At 50.3% G+C, this 20,426-nt stretch carries 18 protein-coding genes and 2 pseudogenes; 9 read left to right on the forward strand and 11 right to left on the reverse strand.

Annotated features, from left to right (window positions below):
• Window positions 1–39: 39 nt before the first annotated feature.
• Window positions 40–993: a hypothetical protein gene (locus tag JG725_RS11165; protein ID WP_199378033.1), complete on the forward strand. Its 954-nt coding sequence runs from the start codon at window positions 40–42 to the stop codon at window positions 991–993.
• 251 nt (window positions 994–1,244) lie between these two features.
• On the opposite strand, the gene JG725_RS11170 is transcribed toward JG725_RS11165, so the two are convergent.
• From JG725_RS11170 to JG725_RS11185, 4 genes and pseudogenes are all read right to left on the reverse strand, one after another.
• Window positions 1,245–1,529, reverse strand: coding sequence for a helix-turn-helix domain-containing protein (locus JG725_RS11170; protein WP_010298306.1), 285 nt, complete (start codon window positions 1,527–1,529; stop codon window positions 1,245–1,247).
• Window positions 1,519–1,839, reverse strand: coding sequence for a type II toxin-antitoxin system RelE/ParE family toxin (locus tag JG725_RS11175; protein WP_005971241.1), 321 nt, complete (start codon window positions 1,837–1,839; stop codon window positions 1,519–1,521). Before JG725_RS11175 ends, JG725_RS11170 begins: the two co-directional genes overlap by 11 nt.
• 284 nt (window positions 1,840–2,123) lie before the next feature.
• A pseudogene (locus tag JG725_RS11180) lies at window positions 2,124–2,870 on the reverse strand (AAA family ATPase); the annotation flags it as partial.
• 27 nt (window positions 2,871–2,897) lie between these two features.
• A complete protein-coding gene (locus tag JG725_RS11185) occupies window positions 2,898–3,776 on the reverse strand; it encodes an integrase domain-containing protein (protein ID WP_199378035.1) in 879 nt (292 codons plus the stop codon).
• A gap of 1,011 nt (window positions 3,777–4,787) precedes the next feature.
• Here JG725_RS11185 and JG725_RS11190 point away from each other — a divergent pair.
• Window positions 4,788–4,868 (forward strand): annotated as a pseudogene (locus tag JG725_RS11190) (type II toxin-antitoxin system RelE/ParE family toxin); the annotation flags it as partial.
• Between the two features lie 40 nt (window positions 4,869–4,908).
• Window positions 4,909–5,232: a DNA-binding transcriptional regulator gene (locus tag JG725_RS11195; RefSeq protein WP_199378037.1), complete on the forward strand. Its 324-nt coding sequence runs from the start codon at window positions 4,909–4,911 to the stop codon at window positions 5,230–5,232.
• A 414-nt stretch (window positions 5,233–5,646) separates the two neighbouring features.
• On the opposite strand, the gene JG725_RS11200 is transcribed toward JG725_RS11195, so the two are convergent.
• Window positions 5,647–5,826 carry a hypothetical protein gene (locus JG725_RS11200; RefSeq protein ID WP_199378039.1) on the reverse strand — a complete coding sequence of 60 codons (180 nt, stop codon included), beginning with the start codon at window positions 5,824–5,826 and terminating at the stop codon, window positions 5,647–5,649.
• A 176-nt stretch (window positions 5,827–6,002) separates the two neighbouring features.
• On the opposite strand from JG725_RS11200, the gene JG725_RS11205 reads away from it, so the two are divergent.
• Window positions 6,003–6,917 carry a WYL domain-containing protein gene (locus tag JG725_RS11205; protein WP_199378041.1) on the forward strand — a complete coding sequence of 305 codons (915 nt, stop codon included), beginning with the start codon at window positions 6,003–6,005 and terminating at the stop codon, window positions 6,915–6,917.
• A gap of 689 nt (window positions 6,918–7,606) precedes the next feature.
• Here the strand turns inward: JG725_RS11205 and JG725_RS11210 are convergent.
• From JG725_RS11210 to JG725_RS11225, 4 genes are all read right to left on the reverse strand, one after another.
• A complete protein-coding gene (locus JG725_RS11210; protein ID WP_199378043.1) occupies window positions 7,607–8,707 on the reverse strand; it encodes a DUF1615 domain-containing protein in 1,101 nt (366 codons plus the stop codon).
• A 99-nt stretch (window positions 8,708–8,806) separates the two neighbouring features.
• A complete protein-coding gene (locus JG725_RS11215) occupies window positions 8,807–9,625 on the reverse strand; it encodes an ABC transporter ATP-binding protein (RefSeq protein ID WP_172290329.1) in 819 nt (272 codons plus the stop codon).
• A complete protein-coding gene (locus JG725_RS11220) occupies window positions 9,622–10,374 on the reverse strand; it encodes an ABC transporter permease (protein WP_172290330.1) in 753 nt (250 codons plus the stop codon). Before JG725_RS11220 ends, JG725_RS11215 begins: the two co-directional genes overlap by 4 nt.
• 14 nt (window positions 10,375–10,388) lie before the next feature.
• Entirely contained in the window at window positions 10,389–11,420 is a 1,032-nt protein-coding gene (locus tag JG725_RS11225) for an ABC transporter substrate-binding protein (protein ID WP_172290331.1), read from the reverse strand.
• Between the two features lie 492 nt (window positions 11,421–11,912).
• On the opposite strand from JG725_RS11225, the gene JG725_RS11230 reads away from it, so the two are divergent.
• The 5 genes from JG725_RS11230 (at window position 11,913) to dkgA (ending at window position 17,976) form a co-directional block, all read left to right on the forward strand.
• Window positions 11,913–12,908, forward strand: coding sequence for a LysR family transcriptional regulator (locus JG725_RS11230; RefSeq protein WP_199378045.1), 996 nt, complete (start codon window positions 11,913–11,915; stop codon window positions 12,906–12,908).
• 241 nt (window positions 12,909–13,149) lie between these two features.
• Window positions 13,150–14,580 carry an aspartate ammonia-lyase gene (gene aspA, locus JG725_RS11235; RefSeq protein WP_199378047.1) on the forward strand — a complete coding sequence of 477 codons (1,431 nt, stop codon included), beginning with the start codon at window positions 13,150–13,152 and terminating at the stop codon, window positions 14,578–14,580.
• Window positions 14,581–14,839: 259 nt separating this feature from the next.
• Window positions 14,840–16,033 carry a cystathionine beta-lyase gene (metC, locus tag JG725_RS11240; RefSeq protein ID WP_172290334.1) on the forward strand — a complete coding sequence of 398 codons (1,194 nt, stop codon included), beginning with the start codon at window positions 14,840–14,842 and terminating at the stop codon, window positions 16,031–16,033.
• Between the two features lie 200 nt (window positions 16,034–16,233).
• Window positions 16,234–16,893: a DedA family protein gene (locus tag JG725_RS11245; RefSeq protein ID WP_172290335.1), complete on the forward strand. Its 660-nt coding sequence runs from the start codon at window positions 16,234–16,236 to the stop codon at window positions 16,891–16,893.
• Between the two features lie 255 nt (window positions 16,894–17,148).
• On the forward strand, window positions 17,149–17,976 hold the full coding sequence (gene dkgA, locus JG725_RS11250; protein ID WP_199378049.1) for a 2,5-didehydrogluconate reductase DkgA: 828 nt from the start codon (window positions 17,149–17,151) through the stop codon (window positions 17,974–17,976).
• An 83-nt stretch (window positions 17,977–18,059) separates the two neighbouring features.
• Here the strand turns inward: dkgA and ftsP are convergent, their stop codons facing one another.
• Window positions 18,060–19,475: a cell division protein FtsP gene (ftsP, locus tag JG725_RS11255; protein ID WP_199378051.1), complete on the reverse strand. Its 1,416-nt coding sequence runs from the start codon at window positions 19,473–19,475 to the stop codon at window positions 18,060–18,062.
• A 179-nt stretch (window positions 19,476–19,654) separates the two neighbouring features.
• Window positions 19,655–20,392 carry a 1-acylglycerol-3-phosphate O-acyltransferase gene (locus JG725_RS11260; RefSeq protein ID WP_199378053.1) on the reverse strand — a complete coding sequence of 246 codons (738 nt, stop codon included), beginning with the start codon at window positions 20,390–20,392 and terminating at the stop codon, window positions 19,655–19,657.
• Between the last annotated feature and the right edge of the window lie 34 nt (window positions 20,393–20,426).

Genomic DNA, 20,426 nt, shown 5'->3' on the forward strand with positions numbered 1-20,426 from the left:
TTACTTTGCATTAAAATAACGTCATGGAGAGATAATAAGATGAGTGTCGAGGTAGCAACAGCGGTCGGATTGCTTGCAATACCATTGTCAGCGGCATTAGGGTTTGTAGCAATTATAATTGGACATGCTGGATTTAATTCTGATAAGAAGAAAAAAATATCTAAATCAATAAGTAATATTAATCTGGGCTCGGAAGCAATAAATGGATTTTCTGATTATTGGTCTGGTTATTATTTTAAATTGTTTGGTGATGGATTTTTCTCAAAAAGACAGCTAATAACCATTCCACTATTTACTATATTATATTCGTTTATATTGTTTTTTGCTTGGTTTATGTATGTTCTAATTTTTCTTAATCCTAACAAGATAATTCCAGAGCAAATTCCAATGCCAATTAAATTAGCTATTCATGATTTTTATTTATATGGCATATGGTATTCTATTTTACTGGATTTCATATCTATTCAATTGACTAAAATGTATATAAAATCAAAAGGTACATCTAACTTTTCGTTCATGAAGTCTGTTTTTTATTTTTTATTATCTATTTTTATTGTTTACTTTATTTTTACAATAATTATTTACCAACTTAAATTAGATGCAACTGATGATTTGTATAATAAATTTGGCTTATATCTTGAGTTAAGGCCTGCGTTGATCTATGAACCATTTGAGTCAATATATGAATCTTTAAGTTTGATTGAGAGTAGTACATTCATGGTCGTGACATCAAAAGGAATCTTGTCGAATTACTTTGTCCCTCAGGCAGTCATGTTTTACAGTTCTTTTATTTCTCAGATATCTTTACTTTTGATATTTCTTTCTTATTTACTTTCAAGAATTCTTATTAAATTTAAAATATTATCTATAGATTTTGTGAAGGGGGTTGGAACTGCAAAGTATACGGCCTATGGATTTCTTGGTTTAACGATAATTTCTTTTTTATTTGTTTTAATGCTTGTGGTAATTATATACTTGATAGTTTCATCATAAAGATTAACCAATAATTTAGATTGTGCATTTATTTTTGAAAAATATTCTCATTATCTACCGCGCCAGCCCCTTTTTTGGGAGGGGCTGGCGCTCATCTTTCTTATGTGGATGATTTTCCAGCTACTCATCATATCCAAGTATCATGTTGCCAGATCGTCTTCCACCATATAGAAGTAGCAAGCCGGAATGTGTAGCACCGACGCTAGCCGACAAGCCAGTGCAAAATCCGGCTTATAAATACAGCGCTAATCTTAACCCAGTGACAGCTTAAGCTGCATCCCGCAAGCAGCGGCATACCGTTGTAAGGTTGAGATACTCGCACTGGAAACATTTCTCTCAAGGCGGCTCACCGCAGGTTGGCTTACACCCATGCGAGCAGCGATCTCTGTACTTGTCAGACCTGACTTGGACTTCATTTCGATCAGAACAGCGCGAAGCGCTTCTTCTTGAGTTTCGTCCTCATACGCTTTTTTAACTTCAGGATTAGAAAGCGCTTTCGCTTTAACTTCAGAGAAGCTGATACCTTTAACTGCCATCTTTCAATTCCTCCCATCTTGACTTTGCTAGCGCTATTTCAGCTTTCGGGGTCTTAGGGGTTTTCTTTACGAACGTCCTTAAAATATAGATCTTACGTCCTTTTGCGTAAGCAAAAAACGTTCTGCTTATGTCCTTTCTACCAACCCGTAGCTCAAACAACCCACCTTCGATGATGTCTGTGTCTGGATATCTTAGCTCTGGCCCTTTAGCTTCAAGCTTTTCAAGCCCTTTAAGCGCTTTTGCTTGCATGACCGGTTCGAGGTCATAAATTTCGCTTGCAGCTTCGGGGTGAAAAATCAATTCATACATGTCAATCCCCTTATTAATGGGGAATATAACTAATAAGTTATAATAACTCAAATGTTATATTTAGTGTGTATCGGCAGAGTAAAACATTAGCAAGCCATCCCCCACCTTTCCCCCACTTGAAGAGGGATCACGGTTTCCCCCACCTGATTTTCATGGTTAGCATAAAAATGATTGTTTATTAGTGAGTTAAATCATTCCCCACTTCGTGCGTATATATACATGGGAAGTGGGGGAAAATGCCGGATAGAGGGACTTATTATCCGTTCGCCCCCACTTTCCCCCGTTTAATCCCCCACCTTATTCCGTTGTGATAACGGCGTAATCCGCTCACCCTCAAAGGCAATCAGACCATCCTTTTCCAGTTTGTCCAGCCAGCGGGTGAACTTCTTGTTCACATCAAAGCCCATTGCCCGCATGTCGTCACGCACCAATGAACGGGTGCAGCCTTCACCGTTGGCCGTGCGTGAGCGAATGGCCTGCCATAGGGCAAAATGATTTTCCGTCAGCCGTGGGATACCGGCTAAATCGGGATCGCTGGCAGTCTCATCCTCTCTGACTTCACGGCCTTCATCGTTCAGCACCAGCGAGGTGATCTGGTCGCCATCATCATCCACGTACAGATCGACGGCATTCAGGTCATAGGCACGACGCGGCGGCTCTTCTGCATCTTTCATTTTGGTGCAACTGAGGATCAACGCGCCGCCTTCACCTTCACGCCTGACGTTAAATTCTACGTCCAGCGCAGCACGGAAGGCGCTGGATCCCCGCGCCCCTTTGTCCTGATCTTTACCGGAATGATGGATAATCAGCACCGTGGCCTGTGTCGCCGCTTTAATCGCGTCACATCCCTGAATGAATGCGCCCATGTCTTTAGCCGCGTTCTCATCCGAACCGCCAAAACAGCGGGCGAGCGTATCCAGAATAATCAGACGAACCGGCATACCGGAGGCGACTTTCACATCGCGGGCGGCGCGTATCACCTGCTGTACGCTCTCCGGACTGGCAGGAAAAATCGGGCAATCGACGCGATAAGCGAATCAACGTGATATCCGTCATGTTCAATCCTCCTTCCGGGTGTAAACCCGCTCGACATAGCGCCCCCGACCATCACCGTGGCCGAGATCCATAGAGGTTAATGCCCTGGCTTCACTGCGGGAAAAGCCCTGTGACAGGTAATAACGCATGGCATCCTGCGCCCATGCGTAGCGCAGGCTGTGCGGAGAGTATTGGCCGGTCAGCCCTAAGCGGGTGGTCTGCGTGCGCCAGAAGTTCATGGCGGTTTTCAGGTCGGGTTTATCGATCAGCCTACCGTTACGCGCCTCGGCCACCTCTAGCGCCGCTTTCACTGCCCGTTGAATCGCTTCGCGATCGATAATCCGGGTTTCGCGCGGCCTGCCGCCTTTGGTGCCAAACACCACGGTCAGCGTCTGTTGATGACGCTCAAGCTGCTTTCCCCACGTTTTCAGCGAACTGGCGCACTGCACCGCTTCCTGAGAGCGCAGCCCCAGCAATCGGGCAAGCTGAAGTGCGCAGGCCAGCCCTTTATCACGCTGTAGCGCTGCAAGCAGAACGGTCTGATAGCGCTCATCTGGGATAGCGAATTTTGTCCCGGCACGGCTTGCGCCACTCAGCCCCAACGCGTTGTTGGTCAGGCGATCAGAAACGGCGAATTTTTCCCGTCCTCCCTGCTTAAACACCGTGCGCAGCGCCGCCATTTCGTTGTGCAGGGTACGGATGGCAATGCGTTGTGACAGCCGTACGGCGACATAGCTTTCGATATGTCTGGCTTTGAGATACTTAACGTGACGCACCTGAATATTCAGCGCCAGCAGGTGACGGCACAGCCTGTCCATGATGCGGATACGATCATGAACCGTCTTGTAGCTCCCGCCAGCCTGTTTCGCCAGCGTGGTCATTTCACGACTTAATTTACTCATGCAACTTACCTCTCATAATTCAACTGGATGCTTTTCTCTGGCGCATGGGAAAGGGCAGAAACAATCGCAATTGACCTGCCTTGAACGATACCTGTGCGCCAGAGCGGACAGCAGTTGAGGTCTTGGGAGGTGTCGGCTATGCACTCGGTGCGGCCGCCTGCGGTTGCAGGTTTTCCTCTCAGGCTGTTAGGCCTGCCTCGGTATCGGTTCAATCTCCTGTAAAAAAAGCGATCAGTCCGGCACAAACGGGTGTGTCAGATTCATGACGCAGTGGTTGAGGTGCATGTCTCAGGGGCTGATGGGGTCTTAGGCTGCGGCGTCACTTTCATCCGTTGACACGGAAAAAGTGACGCCGGTGCAAACGTTGCAGGCAGGCGCGTAGCAGATGCCTGACGGCATAGCAGCGCGCAGCCAGCACGTTCACACGCGCAGACGCAAATCATTGAGACGAGTAAAACCGAAGTTGCACGATACGTGAACTTACGAGAATTAAGCGCTGTTTAAGCCGCCTATGAAGTGAAATCACCGCAACGATAAACGTTGCAGCTACGGCCAGTCTCCTACGGTATGGAAGCCGCTCTCTGGCTGGGTATAGTGAAGCCCACTGTAATGTTGGGCTTGAGGTTTAGTCAAAACAGACCTTCATCACCACGCTCGCAACGGCGTTCAAACTACCCGGTGATATCTGCTTTCAAAGGCTGGCAGATTTACCACACGCAACTGTGCGCGTTCTTCCTTGCAGGCTACGGAAGTGTTTGTGGTCGCCCGTAAGGCGTCAGTCTCAGACCACGCTCCATTCCTTATGACTTTGGCATTGTGACCACCCGAAGGCGTTTCTCACAGGTCACTCGTATCATCCCGATACTGGAAACATTGGTGGCTGTCATCGACAGCATGGTTTCATGGTCAAAAATACGACAGAGCTTTGCAAGTTTCAAGCACTTTGACTCTGCCAGAAAAAAGAGTAATCTAGCACTTAGTGCTATAGTTAAGGTTACAGGATGTCAGCTGATACGTGTATTCAAAACCAAATGGTTCACTAAGGCGGCTAAATCCCACGCCATCAAGGATAGCGAGTTGTGTGAAGCTATCTAGGCGGTGATCAATAGTAAAGAACGGGTGGAGATTTGCCATGACCGCAAAAAGTAAATTCAAGAGTCCTGCATTTGAGGCTATCCATAGCGCGGCTTCTGGATTATTCAGCGTCGATGCTATCCCACAGGAAACGATGCGCAACTTTGACAAAGCGTGTCTCAATAGCGTGGACGATCTTCAGCCCATTGAGATTAAGGCACTACGTGAAAAGCTGAACGTCAGCCAGCCAGTTTTCGCCAGCTACCTGAATACCAGTGTTTCGACGGTACAGAAATGGGAAAGCGGCGTAAAACGCCCCAGCGGGTTATCTCTGAAACTGCTTACCGTGGTGCGGAAGCATGGGTTGAAGGTGTTAGTTTGATTAAGTTGTGCAGGCTTATTCTTAATATGACAATTTTGGAAGATAAGTTTTGAGTAAAAGAAGAAAGTCGGCATTCTTCATAACAGAATGCCGACTTTGACGTTACTGCTTATCTTTTAGTGTACTGATGGGGATCTTGAACATTCCGCCACCTTTTCGGTAGATACGTTTACCATTTTTGGTAATGTATGGTCTGTAAATGAATCCTTCTTCAGTAACTGGTGTTGGTACTAGGGCCATTACTTTTATCTCCGTATTTTACCTTTGCCTGTTGACTGACAACTAGAAAACGGGATAATGTCGGCCCTACAGACTTAGGTAATCGTTGAATCAATGGTGCATAGCACCACTGGACTAGGTTTGTGAACCGGCTAAAAAGTTGCAGCTTCATAGCCGGTTTTTTCTCTTGTTTCATCACACTGATTTCTCCTTCCTTACTCCTTTGAAAGGATTTCCATCCTTCTTTACATCCATGAACTGACCTGTCTCTGCATCTCGTTTCACCCATTGATCAGTTTTCGGGTTGTAAACTTGGGAACGACTTTTAATCATCCCATTGCGGTGACCATCACCACTTGGCGGATTTGTAGCCATTTTTAATCTCCATTGAAAACACAATATGTAGACCTGTGACTAGGTGTTTTTGTCTACATATGCCTACTCTAATGTTGTGAGATGCATTTTTCAACAAAAATATTCGAATCACCGATCTTTTTGATCGGTGACATCAGCAAAAAAGATCTGTATGGTGTGGAAAAAGGAGAGTAAAAATGAATCATTTGAAAAGCTTTAGCGATATCCAGCGAGACGATCTCATCATTGCAGAGCGGATGGCTTACATCGATTTTCGCCTAAACTATACGGGGAGAATTTCAAGAACTGACCTTGGTGATGCTTTCGGCCTTGCTGAAGCCTCAGCTACAAGGGTGCTAGGGCAATACAATGCCTACAGACCGAGTAATATGAATTATGATCGTTCTGAAAAGGTCAATGTGATCAATAAAGAGAAGTTTACTCCTCTGATCAATATAAAAGCAGAAGAAGCCTTAGAAATGCTAGCTTCTGGGTTTAATAAGAATCGATTAATCAATAAATCAGTGGTTTCCTACGCCAGAGTTGGGCAAACACCCAACTTATTAAATTGTAACCATGTTGCAATGATCACTAGGGCTATATACGAAAAAAAAGCGCTTAAATGTTGTTATAATTCAGCTAATAGTATGAACAGTACAGAAAGAGTTTTAGTTCCTCTAGCTATAATTTTTGACGGCAGAAACTGGATATTTCGAGCTTTTGATCGAAATGAATCTATCACCCAGAAATTTAAAAACTTTAACTTTGCTCGCGTAGCATCAGTCAGTGATATCGATGAGTCTAAAGAAACGGAGCAACTTCTTCATGAGAGCATTGTTCAGGATATGCAATGGAATACAAATGTTCCTGTTGCTTTAGAGATTCATCCCGCTCTTACTGAAAAAACAAAAGAAACGGTTCGAAATGATTTTGGAATAGCTGAAGGAGAAGATGAGCTATTCCTGACAGAACGTTCCGCACTCGTATGGTTGCTACTTCACCAATGGAATGTTGAAAAAGGCACTGAACCAAGTGAAAATAAAGGAGCGAGTCCCCTTTATTGGTTCAAACTCAAGAATTTGGAAATGTTGCGGCAATACGGCGCTTTATAACCTATTTTAACAAGCTTGAATGAAGGTACTTTGGTTATCTCCAAATATGGGGACCTTGTCATAACAAGGATTGCAGTCAGCCCGAGTATTGCCCTCAGTATTGCATGTTCTTCGCCCTGATAATTACGCTCGAGTATGGATGAATGAACTTACTATGGCGCACTTAAGCAGGCCGGATCGAGGGTGATTGAAGCGAATGGCAAGGATATCCTTGCGCTAGGTTGATTGAGTGCATCCCAGACGAACATTACGACCTGGTCTCCACATGGAGAGTCTGTTTTTAATGCAAAAACTTCCATCATAGAAGCATAATGGGGTCAAAAAGGGGGTCGATTAAAATTTAATTTTAAATTTAAATCAATTATTTCAATTGATTTAAATCATCATTCGAGTCCGGCCTTCGCACCAACAGAACATCAATAGACATCAATCAGAGCCCCCCATCAACAACACTAATGGCGCGATGGGGAGATACCATGAAACGCATTTCACCAGAACGTGAATTAGCGGCACTGGCTAAATTACTCCCCATTTGCTCTGACAGGCATTATCGCCCGTACAGCCAAGCCTTGCGAGAAAGTCTGCGCACTCGCGGATGCGCATGGCCTGTAGCCGCAGTCTATGCTCATGAGTTGTGCTGGCGGCGGATTTATAGAAATCAGGCGTCCAGTCACTACAAAAGCAATAGCTTATTGCACTCTGCCCATACAGCGCTGGCGACGCTCGTCGACCCGTTTCGCGAACCATGCCGTCGTCAATTTACGGGTGATTTTGGGGCTTTCCAATGCGATGCCCGGCAAGATTTCACGCGGCGTCTTGCCGCCGTTGGATTTATCGGCCAACGCATAGACTCGCTCATACAAACTGGTGTTTTCAAAATCCAGACTGTCGCCTTTTTCCAGCGCGCGGCGGATCGCCGCATCGCTCATGTCCAGACGTTTACTCAGCGAACGCACCGCCAGTTCCGTCGAGCCCGGTTTATCGGAAGCGTAATTGATTAAATCGCCATCCAGCGCCAGCGTAATGCCGCTCAGGCGGCTAACCGCCCGCTGGAAGGCCGCATTGCGACTGGCGTACCAGCCAGCATTAAAATCAGCAAAGCGATAGAGGGATTGGGTGTAATTCGCGGGATAGCCCAGCAGATGCATAATCCCGAAGTACATTCCCCCACGTCGGCTGAACACTTCACGGCGGATCGAGCCGTCTACCTGGTACGGATAGCCTTTGGCGTTGGCCTCGGCGAACGCAATGCTCACCTGCATCGGCCCGCCGGTGCGTACCGGATTCAGCCGCCCGAACAGCGTTTGCCCCATCGGCACCATATTGATGAAATCATCAAAGATCGCGCTCAGCTCTTTTTCGCTGCGCACCTTGTCCAACCGTTCGCTGTAACTTTTGCCGTTAGGTGATTTAATGAGCAACGCGGTTCGCACCAGCAGAGCCGGAATATGCAGTTTCTCCGCGCGGCGATCGATCTCCTGCCAGGCGATTTTCGATAACCCCGGCACCTGCGGATCGGCCTTGAACGTCGATTCCTGCTCGGTGACCGCCAGTACCGAGCACAGATTTTCATTACTGGCCTCAATGCCTTGTGCGGTAAACGCGGCGGCAATATCGGTTGCCCATCCCTGACGATCGCTGACGTTGGCAGGCAACAGTTTCAGCAGTTGCGCGCGGATCTCCGCCGGGCGCGGCGCCGGCGTCGGTGAAATGTGACTCGCACACCCGGCCAGCACCAACAAAGCCAGCAGACAAAATGGGCGAAGCCCGGAAATACGGTAATGTGACATCTTATCCCTGAGAATGAGAAAGCAGGCGCAGAGACGGTAGCGCAGCAGGCGCTGATGATCCAGCAAACAACATGTTTTTCTCACCTGCTGCGGCCGAATTTACGACGCCATCTCGCGTTTAAATACCGCCAGCGTATGGGCTTTGACCCGAATAAACTCCGGATCGCTCATCGCCTCGGCGCCGCGCGGCCTCGGCAGGTTAAAAGGAACCACTTCGGCAACCTGCGTCGGGCGGCGGGTCAGCAGCAGGATCTCATCCGCCAGGAATACCGCATCCTCCAGGTCGTGCGAGACGATCAGCATGCTTACCCCGGTGGCAATCTGCACTTCCTGTAATTTGTCGCGGATAAACAGCGTCATCTCAAAATCCAGCGCGGAAAAAGGTTCGTCAAGAAACATCACTTCCGGCTTTGGCCCCAGCGCGCGCATGATGCACACGGTCTGTTGCTGCCCGCCGGAAAGCTCATAAGGGTAACGCTGGAGGTCGAAACGGATTTCAAACATGGCGATCAGTTCCTCCACCCGCTGTTTTACCTCTGCCTTCTTCATGCCGCGGCGAATCAACGGATAAGCGATATTCGCGTAGGCGCTCATCCAGGGAAACAACGCATCGCGATAGTTCTGGAATACGTAGCCGATGGTGGTATCCGCCAGCAGCTTACCGTCGAACAGGATTTCCCCTTTATCCACCGGTATCAGCCCGGCAATCATATTCATCAGCGTCGACTTGCCGCAGCCATTCGGGCCGAATATCGAAACAATTTTGCCGCGCGGCAAATCCAGATTCAGATTGCTGTACAACGGCTGCCCGGCAAAAGACTTGTCCAGCCCGCGAATGGTTACATGCGTATCGGCCGGCGGATATTGATCCAACTGCGGCCCACGGTAGTCTGGCTGTAATGCGATAGGTTTCGTCATGCTTTGCCGCTCCAGTGAACAATTCTCTTCTCAACCAGTAAAAAAAGCAGATTCAACAGATAACCCAGCGCACCGGTTATCAGAATCGAGGCATACATATCCCTGATGTTGAAAATTTGTTGGGCGTCGATAATGCGATGGCCCAGCCCGGTTTCCGATCCGATGAACATTTCCGCGACGATCACGATCACCAGCGCCATCGACACGCCAGTGCGCAGCCCGACAAAGGTTTGCGCCAGGCTTTCCATCAGCATGATGTCTTTGAAAATATGCCAGCGGGACACCCCCATGACCTGCGCGGCCATCACCCGGGTTTTCTTCGCGTTCATCACCCCATAGGCGCTGTTAAACAGGATCACCAGTACTGCGGCAAAAGCGGCAATGGCGATTTTATTCGCATCGGTAATCCCGAAAATCAATAAGAACAAAGGAATAAGCGCCGAAGACGGCGTCGATCGGAAAAAATCGATCAGAAATTCAACGCTGCGATACACTGTTTCGCTGCTGCCGAGAATGACGCCGAGCGGCACACCGATCGCCGCGGCAAAGGCGAACGCCATCAGGGTGCGGTAAAGCGTCGAGGAAATATCTTGACGCATTCCCGCCTCGCCAAGGGCGTGAAACAGATAACTCAGCGTCTCCGTCGGGGAAGGCAGCAGCACCGGATTCAGCCATTTGGCGCTGACGGCAAGCTGCCACAGCAGAAACAGCAAAATGGGGCCAAGAAAAGGCAACAGCTTACGATTCATAATCTCTCCTGGTTTTAAGCTGAATACATCAGCGCCGCGACGGAAATGGGGTCGCGAAAAATCTTACGTTCGGTAAAAATGTCGTAGAACTTCTGGAAGTAACCAATATCCTGAGGGGTCATGTGGTTATACATCACAAAATTCGGCAGCGGCACCTGCTTCAACAACGCGCTGTCGATACCGGTAAAATTACCGATATTTTCTCGTGCGGCATCCGGCTGAGTCTGAATGAATTCGACGGCGCGGGCGTAGGCGTCGATAAAACGCTTGGCCTTATCCGCATTGCCGCTGATAAAGCCGCTGGTTAGCGCCGCCGCGCCGCCAAACCAGGGCGCATCGGCATCGTCGAGGACATATTTGGAAATCACGCCGGTTTCCAGCGTGCGCGCCAGATTTCTCATCTTGCCGACCGTGCCGGTGGGTTCCAGGGTATAGACGCCGTCAATCTGCCCGGCGGCGAGGGAAGGAATATGTTGCCCCACCGGCAGCTCGATCACTTTAGGATCGGTAAAACCATTTTTCTCCAGAATGATCTTGGCCAGCGTCACATTCTGGATGCCGGGGCCGGTGGCGATACGTTTGCCCTGTAGCTCCGCGATGCTTTTTACCGGGCTGTCGATCGGAACCAGAAACTCGTCCAGCACCCACTGATGATTGGACGGATTGGTGCAAATAAATTTAAACAGTTCCGGCATGGTCTGCGCCCCCAGCCCCAGCGCGCCCGTCGCCGTACCGTTGGCGCAGCCATGAATACGATTGGTGATCATCCCTTCGACAATCTGCTGGGGGCTGGCGAACTTCACCGCCCGCACGTTCAGTCCCGCTTCCTTGAAAAAACCGCGTTCGATGGCGACGTACAGCGGCAACCCGCCGACAATAGGCCAGTAGCCAATGCGGATCTCGTCATCCTCGGCAGCCTGCGCCGGGGAGATTCCCAGCGTTTCACCCGCGACGATCGCACCGAATGCCAGCGCGGAAAGTCGGAGCAAGCGCCGACGTTGTGGATTAGCAGGAACAGATAAAGCCTGGTGAGTGATACGTTTCATCGTTAATCCTCCAAAGGGTGAGCCGGGCGGCCACACCGAATAAAAACAGACAGTTGGGTAAGCTGTTGGAAATGGATTCAAACTTGTATACAAGTCTCACAGGGATTGCAGAAGTTATGCCAATTTTTAATTAATTGAATTTAAATCAATTTTTTTCAGGAAAGGGGCAAGAGGAACGTTGACAGTGCGTAAAGCCTGCGCATACGCTCTATATTAGTGCAGCGGCTTAAATTAAGACCTGATGTCTGCGGGCTGATGGTAAGGACTAAATGTAAAAGAACACGCGGAATGCCCTGTTCCCCCGCTACCTTCAGCTTAGCTACACCTAGTTATAAGAAAAAATTAATCAGTGACCTACGCCGTATTTTTTCCGCGTCTGACTCACTAAGCTGACGTCAGTTACAACGCCTGCCGGCAAGGCATTCTGGGTTAAACTGTATGTTTACCTGAATGCGTCAATAACCCAGTGCCCTGCACCGTAGGCAATACCAGATGGTCAAGCGAATAATGTCAGCCAATAAATCGATTGATATGTATGCCGTTCACGTCTTCGTGACGATGGCCGAGGCGGGAAGCATGACCGCGGCGGCCGCGCGGTTAGGCCTGACACCGTCAGCCATTTCGCAAACCATCAGGCTGTTGGAAGATGAATTTGGCGTCATGCTGGTCAATCGGGCCAGACGCCCTTTTGTCTTGACCCCCTATGGCATTGCGTTAAAGAACCGCGGAGAAGTGCTGACCGAAGAGATCGCCAACCTGAAAGCGCAAGTCCTGGAGGCGGGCAAAGGGATTAAACCCGACCTGCGCATCGGTCTGGTCGACTCGTTTGCCATCACCTGCGGTTCGGTATTCACCAAACGTTTGCTGAAAAGCTCATCGCAGTTGCTGATTCGTACGGGCCTAAGCCCACAGCAGGGTGAAGCGTTGATGCGGCGTGAACTGGATCTTATCGTAACCAGCGATCCGCTGATGGATACCGATAGCGTGGTGCGTTACCGTCTGTTTTCCGAAGGCTATTTCATTATTACGCCGCCGGAATATCGCAAACGCATCAAGACTATCGAGGATATTCGCGAGTTGTCCGCCGCGTTGCCGCTGGTGAGATTCAATCGCAACTCACAGATTGGCATGCAGATTGAACGTTATCTACGCAGAATAGATATCCGCGTTCCTAACAGACTCGAATTTGATAATGCGGATACCTTAACGTCCATGGTGGCCGCGGGGATCGGTTGGGCCGTGACCAGCCCGATCAGTTTTCTGCAATCGGAAATCCATTCCCGGCAGGTTGTGACCCATATGCCGGAACAACTGAATATTAAACGTTCGCTTTATATTGTCGGCCATCGCGATGAGTACAGCGCTTTCTTTGATGAAGCATGCGATGTGACGCATGAAATTATCAAGACCGTTTTTATTCCAAAACTGGAGAACCTTAATCGGGGAATAGAAAAATTGGTTTCGATTAACTCAAATGATATGGAATAGAACATTTATAAAATTTCAATAACCGGGAGACTAATCATCGGCACGTTAAAATAAGCACGTAAGGCATTTTTATTGAGGATGATTCGTCCTGACCCAAATTATCTCATCACGATAAATAAATATCGTGACGACTAAATATTGTCTTATCAAATAGCGGCCGCATTGATAAATAGCGCCGACTCACGGCTATATATTTAAAACAGGCAGCCTATGAAATCGATAAATGAAAGGAATAACGGTTATGTTAAATAATATTCGTATAGAAGAAGACCTGTTAGGTACGCGTGAAGTTCCCGCCAATGCATATTACGGTATTCATACGCTTCGGGCTGTCGAAAACTTTTATATTAGTGACCATACGATTAGCGATATTCCAGAATTTGTCCGCGCCATGGTGATGGTGAAAAAAGCGGCGGCGTTGGCAAACCGGGAGCTGCAAACGATCCCACGTAATATTGCCGATACGATTATTCAGGCGTGTGATGAGGTACTGAATAATGGCAAATGCCTGGATCAGTTTCCAGTGGATGTCTATCAGGGCGGCGCGGGTACATCGGTGAATATGAACACCAACGAGGTGCTGGCGAATATCGGCCTGGAGTTGATGGGTCATCAAAAAGGTGAATATCAATACCTTAACCCGAACGATCATCTGAATAAATGTCAGTCCACCAACGATGCCTATCCGACCGGTTTCCGTCTGGCGGTGTACAGCTCCATCCTGAAACTGGTGGATGCCATCACCCAACTGGGCCAGAGATTCGAGCGTAAAGCCCAGGAATTTGAAAATATCCTGAAAATGGGCCGCACCCAGTTGCAGGATGCGGTGCCGATGACGCTGGGCCAGGAATTCCACGCTTTCAACATTCTGCTGAAAGAAGAAAACCGCAACCTGCTGCGTACCGCGGAACTGCTGCTGGAAGTGAATCTGGGGGCGACCGCCATCGGCACTCGCCTGAATACGCCTGATGAATATCAGCATCTGGCGGTAAGCTATCTGGCGGCCGTCAGCGGCTTGCCCTGCGTCCCGGCCGAGGATCTGATCGAAGCCACCTCCGACTGCGGCGCCTACGTGATGGTACACAGCGCCCTCAAGCGTCTGGCGGTCAAGCTATCGAAGATCTGTAACGACCTGCGTTTGCTTTCTTCCGGCCCGCGTACCGGTCTGAACGAAATCAACCTGCCGGAGTTGCAGGCCGGATCGTCCATCATGCCGGCGAAAGTGAACCCGGTGGTGCCGGAAGTGGTCAATCAGGTGTGCTTCAAGGTTATCGGTAATGACACCTGCGTGACCATGGCGGCAGAAGCAGGCCAGCTACAGCTCAACGTCATGGAGCCGGTCATTGGGCAAGCCATGTTCGAGTCCATCCAGATTCTGTCGAATGCGTGTTGCAACCTGCTGGAAAAATGCGTCGATGGCATTACCGCCAATAAAGAAGTGTGTGAAGCATATGTCTTCAATTCTATCGGTATCGTGACCTACCTGAACCCGTTCATCGGTCACCATAATGGCGATATCGTCGGGAAAATCTGCGCCGAAACCGGCAAGAGCGTGCGTGAAGTGGTGCTGGAACGCGGCTTGCTCACCGAAGGCGAACTGGACGATATCTTCTCTATCCAGAACCTGATGCATCCGGCCTATAAAGCAAAGCGCTACACCGAATCCGTTTAATCGCCTTCCCGCACTCACCGGGGCATGCTGGTAAACCCGAGCTTGCCCCTGCCATTTAACGCGTTTTTCGCCTCAATCCGAAAAGCCTGCCCACAAGCCGCTTAAGCCGTGATAACGTAGAAAGTATCAGCGCGTTTAACCATCTACGACCAGAATGAATTAAACCACAGAATACAATGAGTCGGGTAAACGGGGTCATCCGGGCGTCTTGAATCGCCCCGCATGGCTGGCTCCAAAAGAGAATAAGGTGATATCGGTTATGACAAGCAAGAAAACGGCAACGGCATTGGTCTCCGCCGGACGCAGCAAAAAATTCACCCAGGGATCGGTAAACCCCGTCATTCAGCGGGCTTCCTCGCTGGTGTTCGATACCGTCCAGGATAAAAAACACGCCACCATCAACCGGGCCAAAGGCGCATTATTCTACGGCCGTCGCGGCACATTGACCCATTTCTCTTTGCAGGAAGCGATGGTCGAATTGGAAGGCGGCGCCGGCTGTGTGTTGTACCCATGCGGCGCGGCGGCGATCGCCAATGCGATCCTTTCTTTCGTGTCGGCAGGCGATCATGTGCTGGTCACCGGCTCCGCCTACGAACCCACCCAGGGGTTCTGTAATCAAGTACTCAGTAAGTTGAATATCGGCACGACCTATTTTGATCCGTTGATCGGCACGGACATCAGCGAACTGATACAGGAAAACACCAAAGTAGTGTTTCTTGAGTCTCCCGGCTCCCTGACCATGGAAGTCCACGATGTCCCGGCGATCGTACAAGCCGTACGCCGTATCAATCCGGAAATCGTTATCATCATGGATAACACCTGGGCGGCGGGCGTGCTGTTCAAAGCCCTGGAGTTTGATGTCGATATCTCGGTGCAGTCCGGCACCAAGTACATCGTCGGTCACTCTGACGCCATGCTGGGCACCGCCGTCGCCAACGAACGCTGCTGGGCCCAGCTACGCGAACATTCCTATCTGATGGGACAAATGGTTGATGCCGATACCGCCTATATCGCCAGCCGCGGTCTGCGTACGCTGGGAGTAAGGCTCAAACAGCACCAGGAAAGCAGTATTCGCATCGCCAGATGGCTGTCCGAACGCCCCGAAGTCGCCGTGGTTAATCATCCGGCGCTGCCGGAATGTAAAGGCCACGAATTCTATGTCCGTGATTTTAAAGGTTGCAGCGGTCTGTTTTCGTTTGTATTAAAAGACAAGCTGAGCAGCGCACAGTTGGCGCATTATCTGGATAATTTTGAACACTTCAGCATGGCGTATTCATGGGGCGGCTTTGAATCGCTGATTCTGGCCAACCAGCCGGATGATTTGGCATCAATCCGTCCGGTTGCCGGCGTTGACTTTAGCGGCACGCTGATTCGGTTACATATCGGGCTGGAAGACTGTGATGATTTGATTGACGATTTGGCCGCCGGCTTTAACAGAATGAAGGAAGTGTGACGGCGACCGGACTCATATCCCTTGATTTATCTGCCTCGGAGAGGGTAAAGCGTGTATTATAGAGAGCATAAGTTCTTACTAAAACCGCTTTACCTTAAACTTAGCCCTGCGTTGATATCAGCATATTAAGCACGATATGGTCGGGCATTTTGACCCGTTTCCGTTTTCTTTAGGGCATCAGTCAGCTGGCAGGAAGTAATATGAGTGTGGTTCACGAAATTATTCAGGCGCTATGGCATCAGGATTTCAGCGCGCTGGCCGATCCCCATGTCATGTGGGTGATTTACGGTGTTTTGTTTGCAACCCTGTTTCTGGAAAACGGTTTACTGCCCGCCTCTTTTCTTCCCGGTGACAGCCTGCTATTGCTGACGGGCGCCATGATCGCCAAAGGCGTCATGCACTTCATTCCCACCATGATCCTGCTGACCGTGGCAGCAAGCCTCGGATGCTGGTTCAGCTATCTTCAGGGCCGCTGGCTGAGCGATACCCGCCTGGTTAAAGGCTGGCTGTTGCAGTTACCCGCTCACTACCATCAGCGGGCTTATCGTCTGTTTCACAATCACGGGCTGGTGGCGCTGCTGATCGGCCGTTTTTTGGCATTCATCCGTACGCTGTTGCCCACCATTGCCGGTATTTCCGGGTTAAATAACACACGCTTTCAGATCTTCAACTGGCTCAGCGGTTTCCTTTGGGTCGGCGTTATCGTCACGCTTGGTTACAGCATGAGCCACATTCCCCTGGTAAAACGCTATGAAGATCAGGTGATGACAGCGCTGATCCTTCTGCCGGTGATCCTGCTGGTCAGCGGGTTAATCGGCATGATCGTTATGGTATGGCGCAAAAAACACGCCGCCGCCTGATCGCGCCCGAGCCAATCGGCGCGCGCTGAGATAAAGTCCGTTCCCCACTATCCCGCTGTTGCTTTTCCGACTTTACCGTCGTGCAGACTATTCCTTAGCCTGCGAAACAATAGCTTCATTTTTCGACTAGAATTAAGCGACACGCCCGATATGAGAAAGAAACCGATACCGCATCGGCCACAACACTAACGGGCTAGCCACTCCCGCCGCTCATTGGGTACATCAGTGAGGTGGCGGTCAAAAAAGGAGAGTGAAATGACGCAACTTAAACTTAAGCTGGCCGACGGCAACATCATGCCCCAGTTAGGCCTTGGCGTCTGGCGGGCAAGTAATGAAGAAACCGTGACGGCCGTAACCGAAGCATTAAAAACGGGTTATCGCGCGATTGATACCGCCGCCATTTATAAAAATGAACAGGGCGTCGGTCAGGCGCTGCAATCGGCGGAAATACCGCGGGAAGAACTGTTTATCACCACCAAGCTCTGGAACAGCGATCAGAAAGATCCGCAGAGAGCGCTGGAAGAAAGCCTGAGGAAACTGCAACTGAACTATGTGGATCTGTATCTGATCCACTGGCCGCTGCCGCAGCAGGATACCTATGTCGATGCCTGGCGAGGACTGATTAAATTACAGCAACAGGGGTTGGTAAAAAGTATCGGCGTCAGCAATTTCCACACCCATCACTTGCAACGACTGAAAGATGAAACCGGCGTGCTGCCCGTTATCAATCAGATTGAACTGCACCCGTTTTTCCAGCAGCGCCCGCTTCATACCTGGAACGCAACCCATCGTATTCAGACCGAGTCCTGGAGTCCGCTGGCGCAAGGCGGCGAAGGCATATTCGATCAGCCCATTATCCGCAAGCTGGCGGCGAAATATGATAAAACCCCGGCGCAAATCGTGATCCGCTGGCATCTGGATAGCGGGTTGGTCGTCATCCCGAAATCCGTTACCCCGGCGCGCATCAGAGAAAATTTCGACGTGTTTGATTTTCGTCTGGATAAGGATGAGCTGGGCGAAATAACGAAACTGGACAACGGCAAGCGTCTTGGCCCCGATCCCGACACGCTGGAAAACGATTGATCCTTTCTTCTTCGCCGGCCGGCGGTATTTGCCGGCGATATCGCCGCTCAAGATCTCAGTCCGTCCTTTGTACCGGCCAACCATCAGGCCGTAGGCTGAACGACAAGCTGCCCGGCCGAGCCGTGATCGGCCATTTCCAGCGTCTGGCTGTAGTAGAGCAAGGGAAAAGCCTGTGATGAGGGTTGGGTGAAATACACCAGCAGTTCGACATCGTTATCCACCCACACCGTATCCTTCCAGCCGCTGTCCTCTATCGGCACAGCGCCCCCGTTGACGCTACGCACCAAAAACTTTACGCCTTGAATATGGAATGACTGCGGGGTATCGGCATGGATAAGCCAACGCTCACAGCGCCCTAATTGGGTCTGGACATCGGCGCGGGTCATATCCCACATTGCGCCGTTGATCCCCGGCAGGCTATCGCCCAGACGAAACTCGCGCGTGCGGCTGATGCTGCCTTCGATAATGTTATCCGCCAGCAAACGCATCGGCAGATTATCGGTTACCAGGGGTAATAACCCCGTCGGTTTCAGCGTTAATACCTGCGTTGAAATCAAAATGCTGGATGGCTCAAACAGCCCGCGCAGACGATCCATAATCCCGGCCGACTCGCCCGCGGTAAGCGTAACCTCATCGCCCTGCGACATATCAATCAGGATCTCCCGCCGTTCGCCAGGCGCCAGCGAGATCTGATTAATCGCCATCGGGGCAGGCAACAGCCCCTGATCGCTGGCGATAACGTGGATCGGGCGTCGGTCACTCATCCGCATGATATAGCGGCGGGCATTCGATGCATTGACCAGCCGTAATCGCACCCAGCCGCGGGATACTTCAACATAGGGGTTCTGAACGCCGTTAACCAGCAGCGTATCGCCGACAAAACCGCCGCTGCCCGGCGGGTTGTAAATCGGCACGCCGAAGCTATCCAGACGTTTATCCTGAATAATCAACGGGAAGTCATCCACGCCATAGTGATTGGGAAGCGGTAATGATTTACCGCTGCTGTCTTCCACCAGCCACAGCCCCGCCAGCCCGTTGTAAACATGAGGCGCCATCCGGTTTGGCGTGTTGGCATGATACCAACAGGCGGCCGACGGCTGGCGGATCGGTAATACCGGCGACCAGTCCATACCCGGCGAAATGATACGCGCCGCGCCGCCCATCAGCGAGCCGGGAACCTGTAATCCGCTGACCGTCACGGAGACCGGTTCATTGAGCCGGTTGCTGTAAATCAGCTTAACGTCATCCCCGTCAAACACCCGCACCGTCGGCCCGAGATAATGTCCGTTGAAGCCCCAGACGGGCGCTTTACGATCGCCGGTAAAAGCCCAATGGACGCGTTGCATCGTCAGAAACAGAGGCTGGCCCCGCCGCGACTCCAGCAATGGAGGTATCGGTAATGCGGTTGACGCGCCGTTTACCCGCGCCGACAAAGGCTGACTCGCCGCACACAACGCTAAACCCGATGCCTGAATAAACTGACGCCGGCTGAATGACATAGTTGCTCCGTAAATCTGTTAAACCGTATGCAAAATTTAGCTTCCGAACGACGGTGCGGAAGATATCAATGCCGGACCGGAAAGACCGAAACCACCGGTAATCGTCAAACCACCCAAAAAACCGCAATATTGCCGAATGTCTGGCGGTCAAAGGTTGCAGCAGGCTAAGTCTGGCTGGCTTATTTTTTTTCTGCCGCCTCGCGTTCTGCGACTTCCGCATCCAACTGCGCCAGCTTGGCGGCCATAATCTCATGACAGTGCGCGGCCAGTTCACGAACCTGCTCTTTAGTGTAGGAACGGGTATCGATCGGCGGCAACATTTCCACGATTACATGACCATTATTCCAGCGATTCAGCTTCACTTTATTGCTGGTGGTGGAAATGCAAATCGGTACAATCGGCACTTCCGCGCTGATGGCGGCGTGAAAGGCCCCGGTTTTAAACGGCAGCAGCCCACGACCGCGGCTGCGCGTTCCTTCAGGAAACATCCAGATCGAAATATTGTGCTCTTTGATGTGTTTGACCACCTGAGCAATGGTGCCGTGCGCTTTGGCCCGGTTTTCGCGGTCAATCAGCAGATTCCCCGTCAGCCAATACAGCGGGCCGAAGAAAGGGATCCACAGCAGGCTTTTTTTGCCCACGGTCACCGTCCGCGGTTGAACCGCATTCGATGCGGTGACCATATCGTAATTATTCTGGTGGTTGGCAATATAGATACATTTGCCGTAATGCGCCGCCTCTTCCGGTATGCGTTTTTCCACCTTCAAACCGAAAACCACCGACAAACGTCCGAAGAGGTGGCCGAATGTTGCGACGTGACGCGGATTTTTAGGACTGAAAAGACAGTAAATAGAACCAAAAATACAGATCAGCAGCGAAAATACAATCACCACAATAAACCGAAGAATGAATAACATAACAACCTCATTAGCCAACCGCCGCCGCTAGTAT

Source organism: Brenneria sp. L3-3C-1 (assembly GCF_016456245.1).
GTDB lineage: Bacteria > Pseudomonadota > Gammaproteobacteria > Enterobacterales > Enterobacteriaceae > Brenneria.

What these genes read in the sequence shown, in the direction of transcription:
- dkgA (WP_199378049.1), top strand. Translation starts at nt 17,149, where the DNA reads ATGACGCAACTTAAACTTAAGCTGGCCGACGGCAACATCATGCCCCAG.
- JG725_RS11175 (WP_005971241.1), bottom strand. Translation starts at nt 1,839, where the DNA reads ATGTATGAATTGATTTTTCACCCCGAAGCTGCAAGCGAAATTTATGAC.
- JG725_RS11200 (WP_199378039.1), bottom strand. Translation starts at nt 5,826, where the DNA reads ATGGCTACAAATCCGCCAAGTGGTGATGGTCACCGCAATGGGATGATT.
- JG725_RS11230 (WP_199378045.1), top strand. Translation starts at nt 11,913, where the DNA reads ATGGTCAAGCGAATAATGTCAGCCAATAAATCGATTGATATGTATGCC.
- JG725_RS11170 (WP_010298306.1), bottom strand. Translation starts at nt 1,529, where the DNA reads ATGGCAGTTAAAGGTATCAGCTTCTCTGAAGTTAAAGCGAAAGCGCTT.
- JG725_RS11215 (WP_172290329.1), bottom strand. Translation starts at nt 9,625, where the DNA reads ATGACGAAACCTATCGCATTACAGCCAGACTACCGTGGGCCGCAGTTG.
- JG725_RS11225 (WP_172290331.1), bottom strand. Translation starts at nt 11,420, where the DNA reads ATGAAACGTATCACTCACCAGGCTTTATCTGTTCCTGCTAATCCACAA.
- JG725_RS11245 (WP_172290335.1), top strand. Translation starts at nt 16,234, where the DNA reads ATGAGTGTGGTTCACGAAATTATTCAGGCGCTATGGCATCAGGATTTC.
- JG725_RS11210 (WP_199378043.1), bottom strand. Translation starts at nt 8,707, where the DNA reads ATGTCACATTACCGTATTTCCGGGCTTCGCCCATTTTGTCTGCTGGCT.
- JG725_RS11165 (WP_199378033.1), top strand. Translation starts at nt 40, where the DNA reads ATGAGTGTCGAGGTAGCAACAGCGGTCGGATTGCTTGCAATACCATTG.
- aspA (WP_199378047.1), top strand. Translation starts at nt 13,150, where the DNA reads ATGTTAAATAATATTCGTATAGAAGAAGACCTGTTAGGTACGCGTGAA.
- JG725_RS11185 (WP_199378035.1), bottom strand. Translation starts at nt 3,776, where the DNA reads ATGAGTAAATTAAGTCGTGAAATGACCACGCTGGCGAAACAGGCTGGC.
- JG725_RS11260 (WP_199378053.1), bottom strand. Translation starts at nt 20,392, where the DNA reads ATGTTATTCATTCTTCGGTTTATTGTGGTGATTGTATTTTCGCTGCTG.
- metC (WP_172290334.1), top strand. Translation starts at nt 14,840, where the DNA reads ATGACAAGCAAGAAAACGGCAACGGCATTGGTCTCCGCCGGACGCAGC.
- JG725_RS11220 (WP_172290330.1), bottom strand. Translation starts at nt 10,374, where the DNA reads ATGAATCGTAAGCTGTTGCCTTTTCTTGGCCCCATTTTGCTGTTTCTG.
- ftsP (WP_199378051.1), bottom strand. Translation starts at nt 19,475, where the DNA reads ATGTCATTCAGCCGGCGTCAGTTTATTCAGGCATCGGGTTTAGCGTTG.
- JG725_RS11195 (WP_199378037.1), top strand. Translation starts at nt 4,909, where the DNA reads ATGACCGCAAAAAGTAAATTCAAGAGTCCTGCATTTGAGGCTATCCAT.
- JG725_RS11205 (WP_199378041.1), top strand. Translation starts at nt 6,003, where the DNA reads ATGAATCATTTGAAAAGCTTTAGCGATATCCAGCGAGACGATCTCATC.